The sequence below is a fragment of the Staphylococcus sp. acrmy genome (assembly GCF_022690565.1).
Lineage (GTDB): Bacteria > Bacillota > Bacilli > Staphylococcales > Staphylococcaceae > Staphylococcus > Staphylococcus caledonicus.
Map to the genome: position 1 here is coordinate 271903 of NZ_JALCVE010000003.1, position 26678 is coordinate 298580.

Genomic DNA, 26678 nt, shown 5'->3' on the forward strand with positions numbered 1-26678 from the left:
TGCCTTCAAAGTAGCTATCTTAAAGCATTTTATTATAAAATAAATACCGTATTTTTATCATATATATTCAGAAATTCAAATTTTTTATCAATCATGATTACAAATTTTCAATCAAATATTAAGGGAATTTTTAGAAAAATTTTAAAAAATAATTGTCGAAATGAATATATAAGTGCATAATAAATATTAATTAAATGTAAGGGAGTTGTCTTATGGCTGAAGAAAAATTACAAAGAGGATTGAGTAATCGTCATGTGCAATTAATTGCAATTGGCGGCGCTATTGGTACTGGGTTATTCTTGGGAGCTGGGCAAACAATAGCAATGACTGGTCCATCTATTCTCCTAACTTATATTATTATAGGATTCATGTTGTTCATGTTTATGAGAGGACTCGGCGAGATTATCATTCAAAATACTCGCTTTAAATCTTTCGCAGACGTGACTAATGAATACATAGGACCATTTGCAGGGTTTGTGACAGGTTGGACTTATTGGTTATGTTGGATTATCACGGGTATGGCAGAAGTTACAGCAGTTGCTAAATATGTAAGCTTCTGGTTCCCTGCTATTCCAAACTGGATTAGCGCACTATTTTGTGTTTTAATTCTGATGTTATTTAACTTATTAAGTGCTAAGTTATTTGGTGAATTAGAATTCTGGTTTGCAATCATTAAAATCATTACAATTATCGCTCTTATAGTAGTTGGTGTAGTAATGGTATTATTCGCTTTCAAAACACAATTTGGTCATGCAAGCTTTACTAACCTATATAAACATGGCATTTTCGCTAACGGCGCTTCAGGATTCTTTATGTCATTCCAAATGGCACTGTTCTCATTCGTAGGTATCGAAATGATTGGTGTAACAGCCGGTGAAACGAAAGATCCTACAAAAACAATTCCAAAAGCAATCAACGCCGTGCCACTAAGAATATTAGTATTCTATGTAGGTGCATTAGCAGTTATCATGTCAATCATTCCATGGGATAAAGTTGATCCAACTGAAAGTCCATTCGTACGATTATTCTCATTAATCGGTATTCCTTTCGCAGCTGGATTAATTAACTTCGTAGTATTAACTGCTGCCGCTTCATCTTGTAATAGTGGTATTTTCTCTAATAGTCGTATGTTATTCGGTTTATCAGATAAAAAACAAGCTCCACCAATTTTCAGCAGTACTAACAAAAGTGGAGTGCCTCATATAGCTATTATTGTTTCATCAGCTCTATTACTTGTCACAGCGTTACTTAACTACATCTTCCCAGACGCGACATTAGTGTTCACATATGTAACAACAATTTCAACTGTATTATTTATTATAGTTTGGGCTTTAATTATTGTAGCCTATATCAACTATCACAGAAGAAATCCAGAGTTACATAAAACAGTATCTTACAAACTACCTGGTGGTAAATACATGGGATATGCAATCTTAGTATTCTTCATCTTCGTATTTTGTTTATTATTTGTAAACGAAACTACAAGAAATGCAATCTTTATCACACCAGTCTGGTTTATCTTCTTAGGATTAATGTATCTAAGATACAAACAAGTTACTAAGAATGAAAAATAAAATAAAAGTCTTTATACTTCCTTCTCTTAAATAAGAGTTGGAAGTATTTTTTTACGAAAAAATGAGATACGGTCAGAAATTCAATATAAATTCCAAATTTCTCTTACCCCTACCTTTCAAAGTTGATTAATAAGAGCCAATTAAAGTTGCGTATTCATACGTAATTACTTTAGCTAGCTTTTGGCATACAAAAAGCTAGGACACTTGTGATATAAGCGCCCTAGCTTCTACTTTGATAAATTATATTAAATTATCGAAATCTCTCTTTCTAATAAAACCCTTAAGGATTATTATAGTACGTTTGCATATCCTTCAAAGACTTTTCCATGAGCTGCATCAACTGTTACTAAGATATCATTTTTAAATTCTTTAGTAGCATGTTCAACGCCAATAATTGTTGGTATACCTTTTTCAAGACCAATAATAGCGCTAGGTGAAGTAATACCATTTTCTTCTGTAATTAAACCAACTGCTTTTTCAACATATGGTACTAATGTTTCATCAACAGAGTTAGTTACGATAATAGCATCGCTTAAATCTTTACCTTCTAAGTCACTAGCATTTTTTGCTACTACAACTTTACCAACAACTGAGCCACGTCCTACACCTTGGCCTTTAGCGATTTCATCACCAACTAAATGTAATTTCATCATATTAGTTGTACCTTTTTCACCAGTTGGTACACCAGCAGTAATAATAATTAAATCACCGTTGCTAACTCTTTCAGTTTCCACTGCTGTTGCAACAGCATTATTTAAAAGATCGTCAGTAGTTTTGCGACCTTTTTTAATTACTGGATAAACACCCCATACAAGTGCTAATTGACGTGCTGTATGTTCACTTGGAGTTACAGCAATAATGTCTGAATGTGGACGGTATTTAGAAATAGTAACTGCTGTTGAACCACTTTCTGTTGCAGCTACGATTGCTTTTACATTTAAATTTAAAGCTGTGTGAGCTACAGAAACACCGATAGCGTTAACTAATGATGTTTCTACAAGTTTAGTGCGGTCAGATAATAATTTTTTATAATCTTGAGCCGCTTCAGCAGAAATAGCAATGTTTCTCATTGTTTTAACTGCTTCTTCAGGATATAAACCTGCAGCTGTTTCACCTGATAACATAATAGCATCCGTACCATCATAGATTGCGTTAGCTACGTCACTTGCTTCTGCTCTAGTAGCACGTGGATTACGTTGCATAGAGTCTAACATTTGAGTAGCAGTAATAACTGGTTTACCAAGTTTATTACATTTTCTAATTAAGTCTTTTTGTACGATTGGTACTGATTCTGGTGGAATTTCAACACCCATATCACCACGAGCTACCATTAAACCGTCAGATACTTCTAAAATCTCTTCGATGTTATCGATACCTTCTTGGTTTTCAATTTTAGGGAAAATCGTAATATTGCGATTATTTTCTCTTTCTAAAATTTCACGAATATCTAAAACGTCACTAGGACGACGTACGAAACTAGCAGCGATATAATCGATATCTTCTTTAATACCAAACATGATATCGTCAGCATCTTTATCAGTTATACCTGGTAAATTAACTTTTACTCCTGGTAAGTTAACACCTTTTTTATTTTTCAATTCGCCAGTATTTAAGATGTCACATTTAACTTCGCCATTAGCTTTATCAATTTCTTTAACTTGAAGTTCAACTAAACCATCGTCTAATAGGATGTAAGAACCAACTTGTACATCATTAATTAAGTCTTGATAAGTAACAGAGAATTTCTCAGGTGTACCTTCAACTTGTGACATACTTACTGTAACTTCATTACCTTTTTCAAGCATGATAATGCCATCTTTCATGTCATGTGTACGAATTTCAGGTCCTTTAGTATCTAATAAAATACCAATTGTTTTACCTAATCTGTCAGCCACTTTACGAATTGTATCAATACGAGCTTTATGTTCTTCATGGCTACCATGTGAAAAGTTTAAACGCGCTACGTTCATACCAGCTTTCATTAATTTTTCTAACATTTCTTCAGATTCTGATGCTGGTCCTATTGTACATACAATTTTAGTCTTTCTCATTTTAAAAAGCCTCCTAAATTAAATAGATAACTCTTTCGCTAATTCATAGATATCAGTGTTAAATTTATGTTTATCGCTATTGAAAATTTCGTCAAACGGAGTAGCAGTAAGTTTGTTATTTTCAATACCAACGCCTTTACCGGTATGGCCTTGCATTAATAATTCTACAGCGTAACCACCTAAACGTGAAGCTAAAACTCTATCAGCTCCTGAAGGGCTTCCTCCACGTTGAATGTGACCTAAAACTGATACACGTGTATCTACGTTTATATATTTCATTAATTGATCTGCACATTCTTGGCCACTCATACTGCCTTCAGCTACCATAACGATAGAATGTTTCTTACCACGTTTGATACCTTTTTCAATCTTTTCAGCGATATCTTTAATATCCGTACTTGCTTCTGGAACTAGAATCGTTTCAGCGCCGACTGATAAACCTGCCCATAATGCTAGGTCTCCACAGTCTCTTCCCATTACTTCAACAATAAATGTTCTAGCGTGACTTGAAGCAGTGTCACGAATCTTGTCGACACTTTCAATAATAGTATTTAACGCTGTATCGAATCCAATGGTAAAATCAGTACCGTTAATATCATTATCGATAGTACCTGGAATACCAATAGTTTGAATATTCTTTGTTTCTTCACTAATGCGTTGAGCGCCACGATAACTTCCGTCTCCTCCAACAACTACTAGACCTTCAATACCGCGTTTTTGTAAATTCTCGATACCTTTTTGTCTAACGTCTGCCTCTTTGAATTGAGGACATCTAGCTGAGTAAAGGAACGTACCTCCCCGTTGAATCGTGTCTCCAACTGATCCCAACTCAAGTTTATGAATATTGTCATCTAACAATCCTTGATAGCCTTGATAGATTCCATAAACTTCAATATCGTTATAAATCGCTTTACGTACTACTGCTCTTACAGCAGCGTTCATACCTGGTGAATCTCCACCGCTTGTTAATACCGCAATTTTTTTCATGACGACATACCCTTCCTAACTAGAATTATCTTTAGTATTAAATTACCACAATTTTATTAGGTGTTCCATTAATATAGATAGAATATATTTATGTAAACGTTTTATATATTAAATTTAACTTATTCAATAGAAAAAAACTAGAAATCAAAGGTTAGATTTCTAGTCTCATAATTAAGATTCATTGAAAGAACCTATATTTCTAAATTTATTAAAACGAGTTTCTATAAGTTCATCACTACTTAAACGTTGTAACTCATTTAATTGTTTTACGAATGTAGCTTTAATATCTTTAGCTTGTTGTTCCACGTTATTATGTGCTCCACCTAATGGCTCATTAATAACTTCATCAATCACTTCTAGTTGGTATAAATCTTTGGCAGTAATTTTCATCGTTTCGGCAGCCATTTTAGCTAACGTACTATCTTTCCATAATAAAGCAGCGGCACCTTCAGGTGAAATAACTGAATACGTACTATTTTCAAGCATATTTATTTTATTAGAAATACCAATACCTAGTGCACCACCACTACCGCCTTCACCGATGACAATAGTAATGACTGGTACTTTTAGTGAGGCCATCTCAACTAAATTTTTAGCAATCGATTCACTTTGGCCACGTTCTTCAGCAGCTTTACCTGGATATGCACCTTTAGTATCGATGAAAGTAATGATAGGACGATTAAATTTTTCAGCTTGTTTCATCAATCTCAACGCTTTACGATAACCTTCAGGATGTGCCATACCAAAGTTACGATAAATATTATCTTTAGTATCTTTTCCGCGTTGTTGACCTATTACAGTTACAGGAGTGCCATCTAAATAAGCAATCCCTCCAATCATTGCTGGATCATCTCTAAAGTTACGATCTCCATGCAATTCAATAAATGAGTCAAAGATGAAAGGAATATAATCTAAAGTGGTTGGTCTTTCTTGAAGACGCGCAATCTGGACTCTATCCCATGGCTTTAAGTTAGTATAAATCTTCTTAGTTTCTCTTTCTAAAGAGGCTTCTAATAAATCAATCTCATCTTGCAAATCAACATCATTTTTTTCTTGTGATTCTTTTAGCGATTCAATTTTATTTTTTATTTCAAAAAGTGGTTTTTCAAAATCAAGCATTAGGTTTCACCTCTTGATGCATTTTTAGAATTTGAGCAAGTGTCGTTTTCATTTCTTTACGATGGGTAACTTTATCAAGTTGTCCATGCTCAAGTAAAAATTCTGCCGTTTGGAAATCATCTGGTAATTTTTCATTAATTGTTTGTTCAATAACTCTTCTTCCTGCAAAACCTATTAATGCTTTAGGTTCACTTAAGTTAATATCACCAACAGAAGCAAAACTAGCTGATACGCCTCCTGTAGTAGGATGAGTTAAATAAGAAATATATAATAGCCCGGCATCAGAATGACGTTTTAATGAAACACTTGTTTTTCCCATTTGCATTAAAGATATGATACCTTCTTGCATTCTAGCGCCACCACTAGCAGAGAATAAGATGAAAGGCAGACGATGTTCAGTACAATAATCAATAATTCGACAAATTTTTTCGCCAACAACTGACCCCATACTACCCATTCTGAAACGTGCGTCCATGACCGCAACACCATATTTCAAACCATCTAATTCAGCTGTACCAGTCACAACCGCTTCATTTAAATCTGTTTTCTTTTGATCTTTTTCGATTTTTTCTTGATATCCAGGAAAATCTAACGGATTAGCCGATGTCATACCTTTATCAAATTCTTTAAATGTATTTTCATCTGAAATAGCTTCAATTCTTTTATAAGCTGGTAAAGCAATGTGATGATCGCAATTAAAGCACACATTTAAATTTTCAGAGAGCTCTTTGGTGTACATAATTTTTTTACATTTAGGACATTTAGTCATAATACCTGCTGGTACTTCATTCTGCTTAGAATCTTGTACAGTCAAATATTTCTTTTTCTTACTACTTCTATTAAAAAAGTCTTTAAACATTCGTAAACCTCCACATAACCTTTCAACATTCTAACGCTCTCTATAATAAAAAATCATTTCTATCGTGTTTGAAAAATATGAGAGAGAAATTATGTAAGTCAATTGATGTTTAAGTCTAGCACATTCACAGTTTTTCGCTTTTTAAAACTATGAATAGTTTCTAACAACTAAATGGCTACACATCTATCAACCAACGCTTCATAATTTCTCTATAAATATCTCAAAAGTTATTCTAATATTTAGAATGGTAGCGTTGAAAAGAGTTATAGATTATTTCAAATCAGTTAATTTCATTGTGCGATCGTATACATCTTGAGGGTCAACTTCAATTCGTGCTACGCCAGATTCCATAGCTGCTCTCGCTACTTCACGTGCAACTGAAGGAGCCACTTTTTTATCGAAAGGCCCAGGGATACAATAGTCTGGATTTAATTCATCTTCTTGAATTAAATCTGCAATAGCTTCCACTGCTGCTTTCTTCATTTCTTCATTAATGTGAGTAGATTCAGTATCTAATGCACCTCTAAAGATACCTGGGAAGGCAAGAACATTATTGATTTGGTTAGGAAAATCAGAGCGGCCAGTTCCTACGACTTTAGCACCCGCTTCTTTAGCATCATCAGGCTTAATTTCAGGATCAGGGTTAGCCATAGCAAAGATAATTGCATCGTCAGCCATTGATTTTACCATCTCTTTAGATAATAAATCTGCAACTGAAACACCGATAAATACATCAGCGTCTTTAATTACATCATTTAAAGAACCTTCAATTTTATCTTTATTTGTAAATTTAGCTACATATTCTTTTGTATCATTCATACCATATGAACGACCTTCAAATATTGCTCCTTTAGAATCACACATAATCATATTTCTAACGCCATATGCGTCCAATAATTTAACGATAGCAATACCAGCAGCACCGGCACCGTTAAGTACGACTTTGATATCAGATAAATCTTTATCAACGATTCTTAAGGCGTTAATTAAACCTGCAGTTGTAACGATAGCAGTACCATGTTGATCATCATGGAATACTGGAATATTCGTTTCTTTTTTCAATCTATCTTCTATTTCAAAGCATCGTGGTGCTGAAATATCTTCTAAATTAATACCGCCATAATTAGGTGAGATTAATTTCACAGTGTTAATAATTTCTTCAGTATCTTTAGTATCAAGTGCTATCGGTACACCATTTATACCAGCGAAACTTTTGAAGAGAACTGCTTTCCCTTCCATTACTGGGATACTTGCTGCTGCCCCAATGTTACCTAAGCCTAACACTGCTGTTCCATCTGTAACGACTGCCACTGTATTTCTTTTAATAGTATAATCATATACTTTTCGAGGATCTTCATGTATTTCTTTACACGGTTCAGCTACACCTGGAGAATATGCTAAGCTTAATTCTTCTTTATTAGTTACTTTTACATTTGGTGTTACTTCTAATTTACCTTGATTTTCTTTATGCATTTGTAACGCATCATCTCTTAAAGACATCAAATCAACCCCTGATCATTTACTATTAGTTTTATAAGTATAAAAATATAATGGTTATTTTCTATTTTAAACTAAAATTTTTCTAATAAAATAAACTGATGACTTTATTTTATTAATCATCAGTTAACTATATCATAATTTTTTTACTTATAAAAGTTATAAAAGCCTAATATCACTTGGTTTAAATAGGTCAATAAAGCGATTAAGCGATTGTTCATCACGCTTAATAAATCCTAAATGAGAAGTAGTGTTAGTTTGTTGATTATATATATTTACTTCTAAACTATTCTCAAATTTTCGAGATGCAAGATGTTGTTTAATACTATCTAAATCCTCTACGTTTCTTAGGATAATTTGACGTGCTTGTTTTCTCTTGCTAGTTTCAAAATCTTCAATGGTTTCAACTTGATTAATAATGAGTTGAAGTTGTTGATTCCGTTTCTCGAATTTCCCTTGAACGATATAAATCTCATTTTCCTGTAAAAAGGTCTCGTAACGTTTGAATTTGTCTGGAAATAAGACGCCATCAATAGTGCGTCTTCCATCATTTAATACAACAAAAGCCATGTTTTGACCATTTTTAGTTCTAATTTGTTTTAACTGATCAAATTGGACAAGGATAGGCTTATAATTTGAAACATTAGCTAATGTAAAAATGCCTAGATATTGCTTACTAATAAATAATTTTTCTACAGGATGACTAGAAATATAGAATCCTAAATATTCTTTCTCATAGTTACTAATCATCTGATCGCTTAACTCTTCTTTATCTTCATACGTTTGTTTAGGTGTTAAAAGATTGAAAAGTAAATCATCTTGTTCAACATTTGAGACTTGATCTATCACTTGGTCAATTGCAGTTAACAATGTAGCTCTCGTTTTACCGAAGCCATCAAATGCGCCAACAAGTATTAATGCTTCTAATAATTTACGTGTTTTAATACGTTTTGGAATTCGTCGCGTAAAATCAAAAAAGTCTTTATATTTTCCATTCTGATAACGTTCATCCACAAATGATTTTACACTTTGGTAACCGACGCTCTTAATAGCTCCGAGAGATAGATATATATTGGATTCTGTTGCTTTATAGAACCAGTGACTCTCATTAATATTAGGTGGTAAAATACTAAGCTGTTGATGTTTGGCTTCATCAATAATTGTTGCTGTTTTCGTTTCATTACCTACAACGTTACTTAGTATATTGGCATAAAAGTAATTGGGGTAATGAACTTTTAAATAAGCCATAATATAAGCTATTTTTGAATAACTCACTGCATGTGCTCTTGGGAAACCATAATCAGCAAACTTTAAAATTAAATCAAAAATCTGTTTACTAATTGTTTCATCGTAGCCGTTCTTAGTAGCTCCAGCAATAAAGTTCTGACGTTCATTTTCTAATACTGCCCTAGTCTTTTTACTCATCGCACGTCTTAAGATATCTGCTTGTCCATAACTAAAGCTAGCAAATTTACTAGCGATTTGCATAATTTGTTCCTGATAGATGATAACGCCATACGTATTTTTGAGTATAGGCTCTAAATCAGGATGTAAATAATGTATCTCACTTTCTTTATGTCTACGAGTAATATATGTTGGTATCTCTTCCATAGGACCTGGTCTATATAAAGAAGTCACGGCTACAATATCTTCAAAGTGTTCAGGTTGTAAACGTGTTAGCACTTTACGTACACCTTCAGATTCCAATTGGAAAATGCCGGTCGTATCACCTTTAGATAATAATTCAAAAACATTTCTATCATCAAAAGGAATAGCTTCTATATCGATATCTATATTCAAATCTTTCTTCACTTGAGTAATAATTTGATGAATAATAGATAAATTCCTTAAACCTAAAAAGTCAATTTTAAGTAGTCCCAGTCTTTCCGCTTCTGTCATCGTCCATTGCGTGAGAAGACATGCATCTCCCACTGTTAAAGGAGCATAATTGTGAATAGGTTGGTTATTAATAATAATACCTGCAGCATGCGTAGATGTATGTCTTGGTAGACCCTCTAACTTTTTACTAATATTAAACCATCTTTCATGGCGATGATTACGATGAACAAATTGTTTAAATTTCTCCTCTTGATACGCCTGATCTAACGTAATGCCTAATTGGTGAGGAATTAATTTAGAAATTTCATTCAATGTAATATCATCAAAGCCCATTATTCGCCCTACGTCTCTAGCAACTGCTCTCGCTAATAAATGACCAAATGTAACGATTCCTGCCACGTGATGTTCTCCATACTTTTCTTGAACATATTGAATCACTTTTTCTCTGCGAGTATCTTCAAAGTCTATGTCGATATCTGGCATTGTGACACGTTCAGGATTTAAAAAACGCTCGAACAGTAAATTAAATTTTAGCGGATCGATAGTTGTGATTCCTAACAAATAACTTACTAATGAACCAGCTGAAGAACCACGCCCTGGACCTACCATTACATCATGAGTCTTAGCATAATGAATTAAGTCACTTACAATCAGGAAGTAATCTTCAAAGCCCATCTCAGTAATAATATTAAACTCATGATTTAACCGTTCAACATAACGTTCATTATTATTAAGTTGTAAGTCATTTAACTTTCCAGTCAATAACGTCCATAAATAATCTTTAGAACTTTGGTTTGAAGGCGATTCATATTTAGGCAACAAATTTTGGTGATATTCTATGTGAGCAGTACAGTTTTTGGCTAATTCTATAGTATTCGTCCAAATTTCTTTTGATAATTCAAGTTGTTGATAATCTTCTTTTGAAGGAAAATGTTCTCCAAGGTCTTGAATATCATGTACTAAGTCTAACTTGGTATTATTTTTAATTGCTTCTAAAGCTGGGATAGTATCTACATCGTCAGAATTAAGATATCTTGCATTTTGTAGCCATACTACTTTTAAATCAAAATAATTATAATCGCTAGTATGATTAAGATACACGTATGTTGAATTTGTAAATTCATTAATGATACCTTCATGTTCACGTTGTGCTTCTTTAAATATGATGGCTAAATTTGCAGAATAATGTTGTAACCACTCAATAGAAACAATATCTTTATTTTTCATATTAATAGCAGAAGATAGTTTATAAAGCGCAGTTAATCCATCATTATCACGAGCAAGAAGGACTGTTTCAATTGTATTTAGGCCATCAGATAATTGAATTGTCATTCCAAATATTGGTTTTATATTCGCCTCAACACATGCATCATAAAACTTAGGGAAGCCATATAGAACATTTGAATCAGTAATAGCTAAAAATTCATAACCATTGTGTTGTGCCTTTTTAACGACGTCATTTATTTTTAAGCTTGAATTTAATAAATCATAAGTTGTATGAATATTTAAATGCGCAACCATATATGACTTCCTTTCTAGATTATAATTTTTGGCGTAAAGCTTTAGCTAAGTCTTCAAATTCTTCCCAACTATATACTGAAACACCTGATGCGTTAGGATGGCCACCTCCACCAAATAGACTTGCAATATCGTTAATTACAATACCTTTTGAACGTACTCGACATCTAATTTGATCGCCCTCATCTACACCAAACATCCAAATTTTCAATCCATTAATATCTGCCACAGTATTTACAAATTGAGAGGCTTCGTTTGGTAGAATTTGATACTCTTCTAAAATATCTTTCGTAATTCTAACTTGGCAGTATTCATGATCTTCACTTAATTCAAAGTTTTGTAAGATATAGCCTTGGAATGGCATCACTTTCGGATCTTTCTCAGACATTTTATTTAACTCTGCGTTATGGTCAAATGGAAACTCTAATAATTGGCTAGCGACGTTCATCGTGTGAGGTGTCGTATTATTAAATAAGAAACGGCCTGTATCACCAACAATTCCTAGATAAAGTACACGCGCTACTTCTTTATCAATAATACTTACATCATTAAAGTAAGTGATAAAATCAAAGATGATTTCACTCGTAGAAGAGGCTTCTGTATTTACATAATTAATATCTCCATATTGATCTTCAGCTGGATGGTGATCGATTTTTATTAATTTTTGTCCATTCGAGAAACGTTCGTCATCTATACGTGGCGCATTAGCAGTGTCACAAACTATTACTAATGCTTCTTCGTATACACTATCCTCAACGTCATCTAAGCCACCAATAAATGCTAATGACTCTTCAGCCACTCCAGTCGCATAAATCGTCTTATGAGGAAACTTACGCTCTAAATATAGTTTAAGTCCTAATTGTGAACCATACGCATCTGGATCCGGACGAAGGTGTCTATGTATTACAATCGTGTCCTTTTCTTCTATTTCTTGCATTATTTTATTAAAGATTTCATTCATATTATAAGCTCCTATTTTTTAATTTTTTAAAATGCAGACCCCTACATTTAATCATGTATTTAAATATCTTCAAACATTTGGCAAATAATCATAGCATTTGCTACTCTATCATTTCCACTTAGCATCGTCACTTCTAATTTAGCAAAATTCCTACCGACATCAAACATGTCATATTGGACTTGAATTGAGCTTTCAATCGATACAGTTTTAATATAAATAATATTTAAACTTTCTATCATGACGTCTACTTTTTTATATTTACGTAATTCATGCTTAATTGTTTCTTCGATAATCGCCACAAACACAGCTTTACTTAATGTGCCATATTGATTTGTTAATAATGGAGACACTTCTACCGAAATATCATTTTGTGTAATCGTAATATGCTTGCCGATTTGATCATTGATGGTTTCACCGATTTGAGGTTGTCTACCAATGAGTTGCATCGCTTTCAAAACATCATCTCTTGTAATGACACCGATTGCTTTTTTATTCTTATTAGTTACTGGCAGTATTTCTATGCCTTCCCATATCATCATATGTGCGCAACTCGCAACGGTTGTAGTGAGTTCTACATTAATTGGGCGTTTAGTCATCACTTTATTTATAGAATCATTAGCTTGCATTTGTATGATTTCTTTACTTGTGACTATGCCGACTAATTTCCAATCTTTATCTACTACCGGAAATCGTGAATGTCCAGTTACTTTAGCACGTGATTTATAATCTTCAATTCCCATCTCATCAAAGATGACAGTCATATCATTAATAGGTTTAACTATATCATCAACTATTAGAATCTCTTTTCTAATCATTTGATTGTACATAGCCCGATTTATAATATTCGCTACTAGAAATGTATCATAATTAGACGATAATATTGGTAAATGATGCTGATCAGCGTAATCAATAATCTTTTGAGAGGTTTTAAAACCACCCGTAATTAAAACGCCACTTCCTCTTCTTAATGCCTCTAATTGCACATCAGGTCTATTACCAACGATTAATAATGTATGTTGGCTTAAATATTTAACCACATCTTTAAGTTCCATGGCGCCTATCGCAAATTTGGATACACTTTTGAACAGGCCATTTTTACCACCAATAACTTCTCCGTCAATTATTTTTAATATTTCATTGAACGTTAGATTTTCAATTTCTTCGCGCCGTTTTTTATCAATTCTCACGGTCCCTACTCTATCGATAGTTGTTACCATTCCTAGTTGTCCAGCATCTTTAATTGCTCTATATGCTGTACCTTCGGATACTTTCATCACCTTGGCTACTTTTCTAACTGAAATTTTCTGACCAACAGTTAATGATTCTATATATGCTATTATTTGTTCATGTTTTGTCATTCGACATACCTCTTCATAATGGACAGTGTTTTATATATTATAACTTTTTCATCTTAAAAAATCGATTTTGAAAAGCGTTAAAAATAATTAATCTATCAAACTTCGAACCATTTTATAATGTAATTTAATCAATAATCAAAATAAGTTGGAAAAATATTTAATCATTAAAAATACATTTGTTGGAAAATTAAAATATCTTATATATAATTGAAGTGAGGAGGGATGACCTATGTATAAAAATATTTTATTAGGTGTAGATACGCAATTAAAAAATGAAAAAGCTTTAAAAGAAGTTTCAAGATTAGCAGGACAAGGTACTGTGGTTACTATTATAAATGCTATTGGAGAACAAGATGCTCAAGCATCAATTAAAGCCGGTACACATATTGATAAATTAACAGAGAAACGTAGCCACGATCTTGAAAAAACACGTAGCACGTTAGAAGATTATGGTCTAGATTACGATCAAATCATTGTACGTGGTAATCCAAAAGAAGAATTAGTAAAACACGCAAACAGCGGAAAATATGACATCGTAGTACTAAGTAACCGTAAAGCAGAATCTCAGAAAAAATTCGTTCTCGGAAGCGTAAGTCATAAAGTAGCTAAACGTGCTGCCATCCCCGTATTAATTGTTAAATAAACATAACAATAGCTCCTATTAAGGTTTAGATTATCAAGTATTAACTACTTGACGTCTAATACATCTTAATAGGAGCTTTTTTAATTTATAAGGAATATTTAAAATTACATTTTAAGTCGTGTAACTTTATTATATTAGAAAGAAACCTCGCCGCCAGGTTCTAGAATTTGAACTTCCCCTTCTGTTACAGCATTTTTAAATTCTTCTGGGTTTTGTTCAATTAATGGGAAAGTATTGTAATGAATTGGTACAGAAATTTTAGGTTTAATAAATTCATTAATTGCGTAACTTGCATCATCTATACCCATTGTAAAGTTATCGCCAATTGGTACGAAACAAACATCAACTGGATGACGGTCAGCAATTAGTTTCATATCACTAAAAAGTCCTGAATCGCCAACATGATAGATTGTTTTACCTTCTGCTTCAATAATTAAGCCCATTGGCATACCTAAGTATACTGGGATACCATCTTCATGAGTAAAGCTTGAACTATGAAAGGCTTGAACATATTTAACCGTACCAAAATCAAATTTAGCTTTACCGCCAATATTCATACCATGAACGTTTTCCACACCATGATAAGTAGTTAAATAGCCTTGTAGTTCAGCAGAACCAATGACTGTAGCATGATTACGATTAGCAAGTTCAACTACATCGCCAAAATGATCGGCATGACCATGAGTTAAAATAATGTAGTCTACATCAAGTGTTTGTTCATCTAAATCACATTTATCATTCCCTGAAATAAATGGATCTACAATAACCTTTTTACCATTACCTTCAAAATAGATTGTTGATTGTCCGTGAAAAGAAAGTTTCGTAATAAAGCCTCCTAAATTCTTGGTTAATTCTAATATACCCTAGCGACGGGCAATTATAACACTAGCAATTATATAATTGAGTTATTTCATTCAATAGTTTTGAATTTATGGGTCATTAGACGTAAACTTAAGGTAACTCAATATTAGGAGGATTATTGTATGTCTAAGACTGAAGAAATTATAAAAACATTACAAAGTGAACAAGCGAATGCAGCGTGGATTACTACCCCGCTAAATGTTTTTTATTTTACTGGTTATAGAAGTGAACCTCACGAAAGATTATTCGCATTATTAATCACAGCTGAGGGTAATAAAACGCTATTCTGTCCGAAAATGGAAGTGGAAGAAGTTAAAGCATCACCATTTGAAGGTGACATTGTTGGCTATTTAGATACTGAAAATCCATTTGATATCGCACCTCATACATTCAATAAATTATTAATTGAAAGCGAACATTTAACTGTTAAACGTCAACGTGAATTAACACAAAACTTTAAAGTTCAAGAATACGGCGATATTGATCAAACTATTAAAAATTTAAGAAATATTAAAAGCGAATCGGAAATTGCTAATATTAGAAAAGCAGCTGAATTAGCTGATAAATGTATTGAAATTGGCGTGGATTTCCTAAAAGTTGGAGTTACTGAAAGAGAAGTTGTCAATCATATTGAGAACGAGATTAAAAAATATGGCGTCAGTGAAATGAGCTTTGACACTATGGTATTATTTGGCGACCATGCTGCTTCTCCTCATGGCACACCAAACGATCGACAACTCGAAGATAATGAATATGTCCTATTTGATTTAGGTGTCATTTATAATCACTATTGTAGCGATATGACTCGTACAGTTAAATTTGGCAATCCTTCAGAAAAAGCTCAAGAAATTTACAATATTGTGCTAGAAGCTGAAACAAGTGCTATCGCAGCAATTAAAGCCGGTGTGCCACTACAAGATATCGATAAAATAGCAAGAGATATTATAACAAACGCAGGTTATGGAGAGTACTTCCCTCACCGCCTTGGACATGGTCTAGGTCTTGAAGAACACGAATACCAAGATGTTTCTAGCTCTAATTCAAATCAACTTGAAGCGGGTATGGTCATCACAATTGAACCGGGTATCTACGTTCCAAACGTAGCTGGTGTGCGTATTGAAGATGATATTTTAGTCACTGAAGATGGTTATGAAATTTTAACGCACTATGAAAAATAAATAAGAGTTTAGCAATTAAAATCTAAATTTAATTATTTAATTTTAAATTCCACTCCACAATATATACCAAAAAGAGCCAGAGATGTTTAATATAAACATCTCTGGCTCTTAATTATCCTATTAAATTAACCTTCTTTTAAAGCATCTTCAACAGAAATATATTCTAAACCAAATGCCTCAGCTACACCTTTGTGTGTAACGTGACCTTTATAAGTATTTAAACCTAATGATAATGCATGGTTTGCTTTAAATGCTTCTTGATAGCCTTTGCTAGCTAATAATTGAGCATAAGGTAAAGTTGCATTATTTAATGCGATAGTTGATGTACGTGGAACCGCACCAGGCATATTTGCTACAGCGTAATGTACAACGCCATGTTTAACGTAAGTAGGATCATCATGAGTTGTAATCTTATCTGTAGTTTCGAAAATACCACCTTGGTCGATTGCGATATCTACTACAACAGAACCATCTTTCATTTGTTTAATCATATCTTCAGTAACTAAGCTTGGCGCTTTAGCACCAGGAATAAGTACGGCACCAATTACTAAATCACTTTCTTTAACTGCATTCTCAATATTTAATGGGTTTGACATAATTGTATTTACGCGACCATCAAATAAATCTTCTAATTCAGCTAAACGTTTAGGGTTAACGTCTAAGATTGTTACGTCAGCACCTAAACCTAAAGCAATCTTAGCTGCATTTGTACCAGCTTGACCGCCACCGATGATAGATACTTTACCTTTTGGTACTCCAGGTACGCCGCCAAGCAAAATACCCATGCCGCCGTTAATTTTTTGTAAGAACTCTGAACCTACTTGAGCAGACATACGTCCAGCTACTTCACTCATTGGTGTTAATAATGGTAATGAACGGTCAGGTAATTGAACCGTTTCGTATGCAATACCTACTACTTTATTGTCAACTAACGCTTGAGTTAATTTTTCTTCATTAGCAAGATGTAAGTATGTGAATAAGATTAAACCTTCTTTGAAATATTTATATTCTTCTTCTAAAGGTTCTTTAACTTTGATTACCATGTCTACATCCCAAACTTTAGCTTGGTCAGATACGATTTCAGCACCTGCATGTTTGTAATCTTCATCTTCAAAATATGAACCTAAACCTGCATTTTTTTCAACTAATAATGTATGACCTTGTTCAACTAATGCATGTACACCACTTGGTGATAAACTAACTCTATTTTCGTTATTTTTTATCTCTTTTGGAATACCAATTTTCATTCCATCCACCTCCATAACTATCGTAACTCTAAACCAATGAAAGCGCAATCAGTAAAAGTACACATTATTGTTAAAATTTAAATAATTCTTTTTATTTAATTCATGTTAGAATAGAATTAAGAAAAGCTAAGGGGGTTGTTAAGATGTTAACTTATAAAAACATTTTAATCGCAGTTGATGGTTCACACGAAGCAGAGTGGGCTTTCAATAAAGCAGTAGACGTAGCAAAACGTAACGACGCCAAATTGACAATTGTGAACATTATCGATTCAAGAACATATTCTTCTTATGAAGTTTATGATGCACAATTCACTGAAAAATCTAGAAGTTTCTCTGAAGAATTATTAAAAGGTTATCAAGAAGTTGCTACACGCGCAGGAGTAACTAATGTAGAAACACGTTTAGAATTTGGTTCTCCGAAAGCTATCATCCCTAAAAAATTAGCAAGTGAATTAGGTGTAGACTTAATTATGTGTGGTACTTCAGGTTTAAATGCGGTAGAAAAATTTATTGTAGGATCTGTATCTGAAGCTATTGTACGTCATGCACCTTGTGATGTTTTAGTAGTACGTACTGAAGAAATTCCAGAAGATTTCCAACCAGAAGTTGCTACTCCAGAATTTAGACAACAATATTCTTAATATTTCCTATCAATTGATATGGAAAAAGGCTAGCGATGTTTTCATCGCTAGCCTTTTTTAATACTCAAATATAAATAGTTTAGGATGATTACTCTATCCATCTCTTCAACAAAAATAAGACCTAGAACATTGAATGCTCTAGGTCTGTAAAATTATACTATATTATAATTCGCCAAATTTAACTGTGTCTCTAGAGATCATAACTTCTTCGTTTGTTGGGATAACGATAACTTTCACTGGTGAATGTGGATAGTTAATGAATCCTTCTTCTCCGTGAATAGCTTCATTTTTCTTAGGATCCCAATAGATACCCATAAATTCTAAGCCTTCTAAGACTTTAGCACGTACAGTTGAAGAGTTTTCACCTACACCTGCTGTGAAGACAATAACATCTACGCCGTGCATTCTAGTTGCATAAGAACCGATATATTTGTGAATTCTTGAAGCGAAGACATCTAAAGCTAATTGCGCACGTTCTTTACCTTCTTCTGCATCACCTTCAAGGTCACGTAAGTCACTTGATGTACCTGAGATACCAAGTAAACCTGATTCTTTGTTTAATACATTAAGTACTTCTTCTGCAGTTTTACCTGTTTTTTGCATAATAAATGGAACTAACGCTGGGTCAATGTTACCTGAACGTGTACCCATTGTTACACCTGCTAATGGTGTGAAGCCCATTGATGTATCGATTGACTCACCGCCATCAATTGCAGCAATTGAAGCACCGTTACCAATGTGACAAGAGATAATACGTAACTCTTCAATTGGTTTATCTAAAATTTCTGCAGCGCGTTGTGATACATATTTATGACTTGTACCATGGAAACCATATTTACGAATACCGTAATCTTTATAGTATTGATAAGGTAAGCTGTATAAATATGATTGTTCAGGCATTGTTTGGTGGAATGAAGTATCAAACACTACTACGTGAGGAATGTTTGGTAATAATTTTCTGAAAGCACGAATACCCATTAAGTTAGCTGGGTTGTGTAATGGTGCTAATTCACATAATGATTCGATTTTTTCTTCTACTTCATCAGTTACTAAAGCTGAAGTTGGGAATAATTCCCCACCATGCACAACACGGTGACCTGTACCAGCGATATCGTTAATATCTTCGATAATACCGTGTTTTTTGAAGCTATCTAACATAATGTTAATTGCTTCTTCATGGTCTTTGATATCTCTAACTTCTTTTACTTTTTCTCCATTTACTTCTACAGTAAAGATTGAGTCTTTAATACCAATACGTTCGATTAATCCTTTAGTTACTAGTGTTTCTTCAGGCATTCTAATAAGTTGAAATTTTAAAGAAGAACTACCAGCATTAATCGCTAAAACTAATTTAGACATATATATTGTCCTCCAATTTATTAATTAAATATCCATATTTATTTAACCATTAATACAGTTATAATTCAAGAATATCACAGTTTATTTTTTTAAGTGATTATCTTGCATCCATTGATTTAATTCAGATATAAAACCTTGGAACTGATTAGGGTTTTTAAAGTCAGGTATATTCGCTAAGAACACTTCAACTGGCTTAGTTTCATTTGCTTTTTTCTTTTGTAAAATTAAGATAGACTTTCGAGCATTTTCATTTTTAAATAATGTCTTAGGTAAATTTAAGAATGCTTGCATTTCTGTTTCTGTAGCAATGAAATTTTCTAACTGTTTTACATGTTCACCTTCGAACAAATTACTTGGCACAACTAAAAAGGCGTATCCAGTTTGTTTCAATGCCGTGATTGCTTGTTCAATTAGTAAATAATGCGAATAACTATGTCCTTCTTCGAAACCAAGTTTCATTTCTTTACTACGCTCATCTAATGGATAATATCCAATTGGGAAATCCCCTACTACAATATCTGCCTCTTCTAATGGTAAAGGCATAATTGCATCTTGTGGATAGACATCAAACGGAATTTCCAAGAAATTAGCTAAGTGAACACTTACTCTTGAAAGCACCGGATCTACCTCAATTAAATGATGCATCACTGTCTTGTCTTTTAATACTTCATTGACTGATGCACTTAAATGCCCAGCACCACTTGCGATATCAACGACATGTAATTCTTCTTTGTCTTCAGTAAATTTCTGAACTAAGAATCCTAAGACTAATCCAATTGAATCCGGTGTAATTTGATGGTTCGCTTGAATATTTTCCTCTTGCAATAAACTTAAGTACGCAAATTGAAATGCTTTTCTGCGATCTTGCAATGTCGCTTGCTCTAATAATTCTCTTTTATTCTGATATACATCTTCCATAGCCAGTCCTAAGTTTTCGATAAAACTTTGACCATTTTCTTTATTTAATGCTTTAGATTTTTCATCTAATGTACGGAATAATTTTTCCATTACAGTTTGTTCTTCAGTCATATTAAATTCCCTTCCAACAAAAAAGCGCCCATACGTTTTATTTCTTTAAAATGGATAAAGATTAATACTAATTCGCATTTTCGAAATAAATATGGACACTTTCAATCTATGTCTTGTGATTGCCTAATTTTTAAATATTGCGGTAAGCTTTTAAAGCATCTTCAAAGTTAGGGAAGTCTGTACCTTCGCTAACTAATTCTTTATAAACTACTTTATTATTTTCATCTAATACAAATACTGAACGAGCTAATAATCGTAACTCTTCCATAACTACGCCATAATTTTCACCAAATGATAAATCTTTATGGTCGCTTAAAGTAATCACATTGTCTAAGCCATTAGAGGCACACCATCTTTTTTGTGCGAATGGTAAATCTGCTGAAATTGTTAGAACGACGCCATCTTCTTGTGCGGCCTCTTCGTTAAATTTACGAGTTTGTTGATCACAGACCCCTGTATCAATTGAAGGAACAACGCTGATAAGTTTCTTTTGTCCTTTGAAATTATCTAAGCTTACTTCATTCAAATCATTATTTAATACTTTGAAATCTGGTGCTTGTTGTCCTTCTGAAACTTCAGTTCCTGCTAAATGAATAGGACTATTTTTAAAAGTAATTTGTGTCATATGGTATGACCTCCTAAATGAATTATGCATTATATCATTTATAATACGATAGCAATAAATCTGAAATCAATTATTTGATATTAAAAATGTTGATTTAGAGTTATTCACCTAATATTTGCATGATATAGTCGTAAGTATTTTTCAAAATAAGTAATGCCGTTACTATAATAAACAGTACTTTAACGTAACTTACACCTTTATTAATGGCGAATTGAGCGCCTACATATGAACCTACAATCATGCTTACTGCCATAATTAAACCATAGACAAAATCAACTTGTCCTAAAATGATAAATAATATTAATGCCCCTAAATTAGATGCAAAGTTAAGTACTTTGGCATTACCTGCTGCACTCAAGAAATCGAATCCAAACATGAGAAGTACAAATAACATAAATGAGCCTGTACCTCCGCCTAGAAATCCATCGTAAGCGCCGATTAATAACATCATCCCAACAAATATGATTGATTTACCTAAAGTTAATGTTGAAAATGTTCGAACGTTACCCCATTCTTTCTTGAAAACTGTATAAATCAATACTAATGTTAAGATGATAATTACTAAAGGTTTGAGCACTTGTGCAGGTAAAAATGTGGCTAAACTCGCACCCCCAGCGGAGAACAAGAAAACGAAAGGAAATAGTTTTAATACTATTTTCAAATCTACATTTCCTGAACGCAAGAATCTAAACGCACTTGTAAGCGATCCAAATGCGCTAGCCAATTTATTTGTACCTAACGTCAAAGACGGTGGCATCCCTATAGCGAGCAATGCAGGGATTGAAATTAAGCCACCCCCACCTACTACTGCATCTATCAATGCTGCTAAAAATCCAAATCCTACAATAATAAGAATAATGTTTAAGCTTATATCCATGATGCATATCCCCTTTGTTTCATACTAAGATAAATTAAGTTTAAAACAATTCATCAATTAATGCATCAGTGTCTTTATCTTTATCACTTTTATAGTCTTTATTTATTGTAATTGTTTCTATACTATCTGCAGCTGCTTGGACCATCTCATCAAAGTTAAATACACTTTCATATTTAACTACTTTGTCAAAGTCTGGTTCAGTTACAGGGTTTTTAGGTGTGAATATCGTACAACAATCTTCGTAAGGTTCAATTGATACATCAAAAGTGCCAATTTCACGCGCTTTTTTCACAATATCTTCTTTATCTAAGGAAACGAGTGGGCGTAAAATAGGTGTTGAAGTCACGTCGTTAATTGCATACATACTTTTTAGCGTTTGACTTGCGACTTGGCCTAAATTTTCACCATTTACAATGGCATGACCCCCGATACGTTCTAAAACGATATCAGCTACGCGTAACATCATACGACGGGTAGATGTCATAGTATAACGTGGATGTACCACTTTATTGATTTGTTTTTGTAATTCTGTGAAATGAACGATGTGTAATTTGATTGGACCGACACGTTCGGATAGAATACGCGTTAATTCAATCACTTTGTCTTTTGCTTTTTCGCTTGTAAATGGTGGACTATGGAAATGGATTGCTTCAATTCGCACGCCACGTTTCATAATTTCCATACCAGCTACAGGCGAATCGATACCACCAGAGAGCATTAATAGCGTCTTTCCTCCTGTACCTACTGGTAATCCTCCAGCACCTTCGTAGACTTTAGTAAAGATGTATACACCATCTAAACGAACTTCTACTCTTACATTATAATCAGGTTGTTTTACATCTACTGTCACATCTTCAGTCGCGTTTAAAACAGCGCCACCTAATTCTCTTTGTAAGGCATAAGTGTCTAGTGGGAATGATTTATCAACACGTTTTACATCTATTTTAAATGTTTCACCACTTTTAAAATCCTGCGCCAAGCGAGCACATAATTCTTTAATATCATCTAACTCTTGTGTCGTCTTATAGACAGGGCTTATCGATTTTATACCGAAAATTTTTGATAATCTATCAATTACCGCTTGAGGATCCGCTTCTTCAGAAAGTGATACATACATTCTGTCTCTTTTACCTTGAACGTGTGTGCCTTCTAAAGTTTGTAAAGATCTAATTACATTATCTTTCAATGCATTCACAAACTTTTTGCGGTTCGCTCCTTTTAACGTCAATTCCCCATATCTTACTAATAAATGATCAAATTTCATTTACTTAAGCAACTCCTTAACTTCAGAATAAATAATTTCAAATTTCTTTTTGAAAGATTCAATATCTTGTGCGGTTGTAGTCTCTCCTAAAGAGAGTCTTATACTTCCTTCGATTTTATCTTCTCTAATATCCATCGCTAATAAAACTTCATTAAGTTTCCCTCTTTTAGAAGAACATGCACTTGTAGTTGAAACCATAATATCTAATTTTGAAAAAGCATTTACTAATACTTCGCCTTTAACACCTGGAAATGCAATATTTAAAATCTGTGGTGCCCCATTTTCAGGTGAATTGATATATATGCCGTTATAATTTTCAAAAAATGTGCGCAACTCTCTATTAAAAGAACTTAAGCGTTTGTGACGTTCTTCCAAATTATCTAAAGCTAGAGCGATAGCCTTAACTAGCGATACATCCATAGCTAAGTTAACTGTACCACTACGTAAACCATATTCTTGACCGCCACCATGCATAATTGGTTCTAATTTTTCTTTATTATCTATTAATAATAGACCTTGGCCTTTTAAACCATTGAATTTATGCCCACTAAAACTAAGACTATTAATACCTTGAAATTTCATAGGTATTTTACCTAAAGCTTGCACTGCATCTACGTGTAAATGTGCTTTAGGATACTCTTTTAAGAGTTCCACGATTTGGTCAATAGGTTGAATCTGTCCCATAATATTATTGACATACATACATGTAACCAGACCGACTTTATCTGTCATTAATGTAGCAAGATGGTCCATATCAATTTGACCATTTTCAGTAACATCAACATATTTTAAAATAAATCCTTCTGTTTCTAAATGACGCATCACTTCAAGTACTGAAGGATGTTCTAGTACTGAAGTAATAATTTCATTAGCAAATTGTTTTTTACGATAGGCAATACCTTTTAAGGCAATATTATTTGATTCAGTTGCACCACTGGTAAATATCACATCATATTGTTGCGTTGGAGATAAGATATTATTAATACGTTCTTTTGCTTGTAATAATATTTTTTCGGCTTGTAATCCCATTTTATGCGGGCTATTAGGATTAAAATAAACTGATTCATTTACTTTTACAAACGAATCCAATACATCTTTATGAGGTTGGGTTGTGGCTGCATTGTCGAAATAAATCACTTACAACACTCACTTTCACATTTCAATTTACTATATATTAAATAAGGTTGAGCTAACTCTAATGAAACGTTCAATTTTTTTGCTATCAGCAGTTTTATAGAGTCTACATTATAACTGTCATACCTTATTACATACTTAAAAATAGATACTAGAGCATTATACTATTTTTCATTAAAAATAAAAGGGAGTGAAACTAGAAATCTCATTTAATTTCTAAGATTCCATAGCCCACCCCATCAATGATGTTTAAAATTTGTTATACCACGATTTCAACTCATCACTGGTTTAGTCCTCTATTACTAAAAAAGAGGTTGAGGCATTAATGATATAAATGCCCCAACCTCTCACACGATATTATTTTGTAATTTCATCTTCGATATATTTAGTAATACCAGGTTCAACACTTTCAAGTGCTTGTTCTGAAATTTCAATTGAACGTTTATAACGATTGTTTTTAAATAAGCGTTCTGCTTCATTTAAGCTTTTATCTACGTTGTTATGATCTTTACGGTATCTATTACCATATTGAATTAAACGTTCAGCGTATACTGCATTTACTAATACATCATTTGCTTCATCTTCAAATGTGTTCATTTGAATAACTATTTTAGAAACTTTATCTTTTAATTGTTTAACATGAATTGGTCGTTCACTAAATTGTTCATTCGTCGCTCTTACTTCGTGATCAATTTCGTTCTTCATAATGATAAATCGTTCTGGAACACTTGGTAAGTTTGAAGCTAGAAGTCGACGATACACTTCTTCTTTCTTAGATTGAACTCTTAATAGATTATCTTCAGCATCCGCTTCATCTTCTCTCAATTGAATAAGATGATTTTGTAGTGTTTCTTGCTTTTCGTTAATGACTTTAACGTGGTCATCAAGATATTCAAGATTATCTTTTACTTCACTATATCTTACTGCTGATTTAGCCATTTCTTTAAGAATTTCATCATAAACAGCTACTAGATTTTGAATTTCATTTTCATGTTGTCTAATACTATGAACATCACTTTCATTAATGAAGTAATTCTCACGGATATAGTCAATTTCAGTTCTTAGCGTATAATTCATTTCTCTAGCTTTAAATAATTCATCCGTAATTTGTTCTTTCGTTTCTTCTACTTCATTTTTAGCCTTAACTTCATGTTCAATTAAATCGTACATTTCATCTAACTTATTATTGATTTGTTCTAACTTATCATTTGCGTTGTCTAATTCTAAACGACTAATCATAGGCTCAACAAAGTTCAATTCTGTTTTTAAGCTTTGTAATGTACCATCAATTTTAACGTGATCAAGGTCATAACCATTTACTTTTAAATCACGACATCCATATTTTAAATCTTGGAACTGTCCAGGTAATTCTTTTTGAGCTTCACGGATTAATTCAGGAATTTCCTCCATATAATCTTTAATCTCATTAATAGACTGATTTAATCCCATAATATGATTATGTGCTTGTACATAGTTACCTTCTTCTTTAAGCGTAGTATATTGCTCAAGTTCAGGTTCGAATGATTCAATGCGTTTTTCAAGTGGTGCTGCTGCTTCGCCAAACTGATGTCTATTTGCTAAAACATCACGTTTCATTTCACGATAATCAGTTTTACATTTCTCAAAAACTTCTTCATTTTCCTTATGTAAAGCTACAATTTCGTCCACTTCTTCAACTTGTGCTCGATATCCTTCTTCATATCTATCCATTAAATCATGCGCATCATCAATATCACTTTGCGCTCCTGAAAATTGGAATTTATCAAGTTGAATTTCAGCATCATGAATCTTTTCTTCTACAGGTGCTAAATAATTATTTGTGTAATCTAAGGTGTCTTGCTTAAAAGCATCATATTTAGTTCTTGTTTCACCTTTTAAATTTAAGTTAGAAAGCTTCTCTAAATTTTCTTCAAAAGGTAATCTTTGTACCTTTAATTTACGTTCTTCAGCTTCTTCAACAATTTTGCGCTTATTAGAACGCAAGTAAAACATAATACCAATGACAATTAGTATAATTACTATTATTGCTAATATAGTATATAAAACCATCTCATTCT

21 protein-coding genes are annotated in these 26678 nt (G+C 33.0%); 4 read left to right on the forward strand and 17 right to left on the reverse strand.

The features are described 5' to 3' along the window. The first annotated feature begins 212 nt into the window (after nt 1-212). Nucleotides 213-1574: an amino acid permease gene (locus FH144_RS04830; protein ID WP_242314066.1), complete on the forward strand. Its 1362-nt coding sequence runs from the start codon at nt 213-215 to the stop codon at nt 1572-1574. Between the two features lie 290 nt (nt 1575-1864). On the opposite strand, the gene pyk is transcribed toward FH144_RS04830, so the two are convergent. The 8 genes from pyk to FH144_RS04870 form a co-directional block, all read right to left on the reverse strand. Next, nucleotides 1865-3625, reverse strand: coding sequence for a pyruvate kinase (pyk, locus tag FH144_RS04835; RefSeq protein ID WP_242314068.1), 1761 nt, complete (start codon nt 3623-3625; stop codon nt 1865-1867). Between the two features lie 18 nt (nt 3626-3643). Continuing rightward, the gene (gene pfkA, locus FH144_RS04840; RefSeq protein ID WP_242314070.1) at nt 3644-4612 is read right to left on the reverse strand and encodes a 6-phosphofructokinase; all 969 of its coding nucleotides are present in this window, start codon (nt 4610-4612) and stop codon (nt 3644-3646) included. Nucleotides 4613-4783: 171 nt separating this feature from the next. Beyond that, complete coding sequence (locus FH144_RS04845; protein ID WP_242314072.1) at nt 4784-5731, reverse strand: acetyl-CoA carboxylase carboxyltransferase subunit alpha; 948 nt, start codon at nt 5729-5731, stop codon at nt 4784-4786. Next, on the reverse strand, nt 5724-6590 hold the full coding sequence (accD, locus tag FH144_RS04850; RefSeq protein ID WP_242314075.1) for an acetyl-CoA carboxylase, carboxyltransferase subunit beta: 867 nt from the start codon (nt 6588-6590) through the stop codon (nt 5724-5726). The genes FH144_RS04845 and accD overlap by 8 nt, the downstream gene beginning before the upstream one ends. A 270-nt stretch (nt 6591-6860) precedes the next feature. Then, nucleotides 6861-8090 carry an NADP-dependent malic enzyme gene (ystJ, locus tag FH144_RS04855; protein WP_242314077.1) on the reverse strand — a complete coding sequence of 410 codons (1230 nt, stop codon included), beginning with the start codon at nt 8088-8090 and terminating at the stop codon, nt 6861-6863. A 156-nt stretch (nt 8091-8246) separates the two neighbouring features. Continuing rightward, the gene (locus FH144_RS04860) at nt 8247-11447 is read right to left on the reverse strand and encodes a DNA polymerase III subunit alpha (RefSeq protein WP_242314078.1); all 3201 of its coding nucleotides are present in this window, start codon (nt 11445-11447) and stop codon (nt 8247-8249) included. Between the two features lie 19 nt (nt 11448-11466). Then, the gene (locus tag FH144_RS04865; protein WP_242314079.1) at nt 11467-12405 is read right to left on the reverse strand and encodes a DHH family phosphoesterase; all 939 of its coding nucleotides are present in this window, start codon (nt 12403-12405) and stop codon (nt 11467-11469) included. Nucleotides 12406-12464: 59 nt separating this feature from the next. Continuing rightward, nucleotides 12465-13763, reverse strand: a complete 1299-nt coding sequence (locus tag FH144_RS04870; protein WP_198611565.1) for a DRTGG domain-containing protein — start codon at nt 13761-13763, stop codon at nt 12465-12467. A 229-nt stretch (nt 13764-13992) separates the two neighbouring features. Here FH144_RS04870 and FH144_RS04875 point away from each other — a divergent pair, with 229 nt between their 5' ends. Continuing rightward, nucleotides 13993-14406, forward strand: coding sequence for a universal stress protein (locus FH144_RS04875; protein ID WP_242314081.1), 414 nt, complete (start codon nt 13993-13995; stop codon nt 14404-14406). A gap of 134 nt (nt 14407-14540) precedes the next feature. Here FH144_RS04875 and FH144_RS04880 read toward each other — a convergent pair whose 3' ends face one another. Continuing rightward, nucleotides 14541-15233: a metal-dependent hydrolase gene (locus FH144_RS04880; RefSeq protein ID WP_242314131.1), complete on the reverse strand. Its 693-nt coding sequence runs from the start codon at nt 15231-15233 to the stop codon at nt 14541-14543. A 156-nt stretch (nt 15234-15389) separates the two neighbouring features. Between FH144_RS04880 and FH144_RS04885 the strand changes: the two genes are divergently transcribed. After that, on the forward strand, nt 15390-16445 hold the full coding sequence (locus FH144_RS04885; protein ID WP_242314082.1) for a M24 family metallopeptidase: 1056 nt from the start codon (nt 15390-15392) through the stop codon (nt 16443-16445). 125 nt (nt 16446-16570) lie between these two features. Here FH144_RS04885 and ald read toward each other — a convergent pair whose 3' ends face one another. Beyond that, entirely contained in the window at nt 16571-17692 is a 1122-nt protein-coding gene (gene ald / locus FH144_RS04890) for an alanine dehydrogenase (RefSeq protein ID WP_242314084.1), read from the reverse strand. A gap of 143 nt (nt 17693-17835) precedes the next feature. On the opposite strand from ald, the gene FH144_RS04895 reads away from it, so the two are divergent. Further along, nucleotides 17836-18333, forward strand: a complete 498-nt coding sequence (locus tag FH144_RS04895; protein WP_242314086.1) for a universal stress protein — start codon at nt 17836-17838, stop codon at nt 18331-18333. A gap of 162 nt (nt 18334-18495) precedes the next feature. On the opposite strand, the gene FH144_RS04900 is transcribed toward FH144_RS04895, so the two are convergent. The 7 genes from FH144_RS04900 to ezrA all read right to left on the reverse strand — a co-directional run bounded on the left by FH144_RS04900 (nt 18496) and on the right by ezrA (nt 26670). Next, complete coding sequence (locus tag FH144_RS04900; RefSeq protein ID WP_242314089.1) at nt 18496-19692, reverse strand: acetate kinase; 1197 nt, start codon at nt 19690-19692, stop codon at nt 18496-18498. 81 nt (nt 19693-19773) lie between these two features. Then, nucleotides 19774-20721 carry a class I SAM-dependent methyltransferase gene (locus tag FH144_RS04905; protein WP_242314090.1) on the reverse strand — a complete coding sequence of 316 codons (948 nt, stop codon included), beginning with the start codon at nt 20719-20721 and terminating at the stop codon, nt 19774-19776. A gap of 130 nt (nt 20722-20851) precedes the next feature. Continuing rightward, nucleotides 20852-21346 carry a thiol peroxidase gene (tpx, locus tag FH144_RS04910; protein WP_242314092.1) on the reverse strand — a complete coding sequence of 165 codons (495 nt, stop codon included), beginning with the start codon at nt 21344-21346 and terminating at the stop codon, nt 20852-20854. 100 nt (nt 21347-21446) lie between these two features. After that, on the reverse strand, nt 21447-22223 hold the full coding sequence (locus FH144_RS04915) for a sulfite exporter TauE/SafE family protein (protein WP_242314094.1): 777 nt from the start codon (nt 22221-22223) through the stop codon (nt 21447-21449). Nucleotides 22224-22263: 40 nt separating this feature from the next. Continuing rightward, the gene (gene thiI, locus FH144_RS04920) at nt 22264-23487 is read right to left on the reverse strand and encodes a tRNA uracil 4-sulfurtransferase ThiI (RefSeq protein WP_198611572.1); all 1224 of its coding nucleotides are present in this window, start codon (nt 23485-23487) and stop codon (nt 22264-22266) included. Next, on the reverse strand, nt 23488-24624 hold the full coding sequence (locus tag FH144_RS04925) for a cysteine desulfurase family protein (protein ID WP_242314096.1): 1137 nt from the start codon (nt 24622-24624) through the stop codon (nt 23488-23490). It lies immediately after the preceding gene. Between the two features lie 354 nt (nt 24625-24978). Next, nucleotides 24979-26670, reverse strand: coding sequence for a septation ring formation regulator EzrA (ezrA, locus tag FH144_RS04930; RefSeq protein WP_242314098.1), 1692 nt, complete (start codon nt 26668-26670; stop codon nt 24979-24981). Between the last annotated feature and the right edge of the window lie 8 nt (nt 26671-26678).

Coding starts and splice junctions, on each gene's coding strand:
- FH144_RS04860 (WP_242314078.1), bottom strand. CDS start 11,447: ATGGTTGCGCATTTAAATATTCATACAACTTATGATTTATTAAATTCA.
- FH144_RS04895 (WP_242314086.1), top strand. CDS start 17,836: ATGTTAACTTATAAAAACATTTTAATCGCAGTTGATGGTTCACACGAA.
- pyk (WP_242314068.1), bottom strand. CDS start 3,625: ATGAGAAAGACTAAAATTGTATGTACAATAGGACCAGCATCAGAATCT.
- FH144_RS04875 (WP_242314081.1), top strand. CDS start 13,993: ATGTATAAAAATATTTTATTAGGTGTAGATACGCAATTAAAAAATGAA.
- FH144_RS04865 (WP_242314079.1), bottom strand. CDS start 12,405: ATGAATGAAATCTTTAATAAAATAATGCAAGAAATAGAAGAAAAGGAC.
- FH144_RS04870 (WP_198611565.1), bottom strand. CDS start 13,763: ATGACAAAACATGAACAAATAATAGCATATATAGAATCATTAACTGTT.
- FH144_RS04915 (WP_242314094.1), bottom strand. CDS start 22,223: ATGGATATAAGCTTAAACATTATTCTTATTATTGTAGGATTTGGATTT.
- pfkA (WP_242314070.1), bottom strand. CDS start 4,612: ATGAAAAAAATTGCGGTATTAACAAGCGGTGGAGATTCACCAGGTATG.
- FH144_RS04900 (WP_242314089.1), bottom strand. CDS start 19,692: ATGTCTAAATTAGTTTTAGCGATTAATGCTGGTAGTTCTTCTTTAAAA.
- ezrA (WP_242314098.1), bottom strand. CDS start 26,670: ATGGTTTTATATACTATATTAGCAATAATAGTAATTATACTAATTGTC.
- FH144_RS04845 (WP_242314072.1), bottom strand. CDS start 5,731: ATGCTTGATTTTGAAAAACCACTTTTTGAAATAAAAAATAAAATTGAA.
- accD (WP_242314075.1), bottom strand. CDS start 6,590: ATGTTTAAAGACTTTTTTAATAGAAGTAGTAAGAAAAAGAAATATTTG.
- FH144_RS04905 (WP_242314090.1), bottom strand. CDS start 20,721: ATGACTGAAGAACAAACTGTAATGGAAAAATTATTCCGTACATTAGAT.
- ald (WP_242314084.1), bottom strand. CDS start 17,692: ATGAAAATTGGTATTCCAAAAGAGATAAAAAATAACGAAAATAGAGTT.
- thiI (WP_198611572.1), bottom strand. CDS start 23,487: ATGAAATTTGATCATTTATTAGTAAGATATGGGGAATTGACGTTAAAA.
- FH144_RS04830 (WP_242314066.1), top strand. CDS start 213: ATGGCTGAAGAAAAATTACAAAGAGGATTGAGTAATCGTCATGTGCAA.
- FH144_RS04885 (WP_242314082.1), top strand. CDS start 15,390: ATGTCTAAGACTGAAGAAATTATAAAAACATTACAAAGTGAACAAGCG.
- tpx (WP_242314092.1), bottom strand. CDS start 21,346: ATGACACAAATTACTTTTAAAAATAGTCCTATTCATTTAGCAGGAACT.
- ystJ (WP_242314077.1), bottom strand. CDS start 8,090: ATGTCTTTAAGAGATGATGCGTTACAAATGCATAAAGAAAATCAAGGT.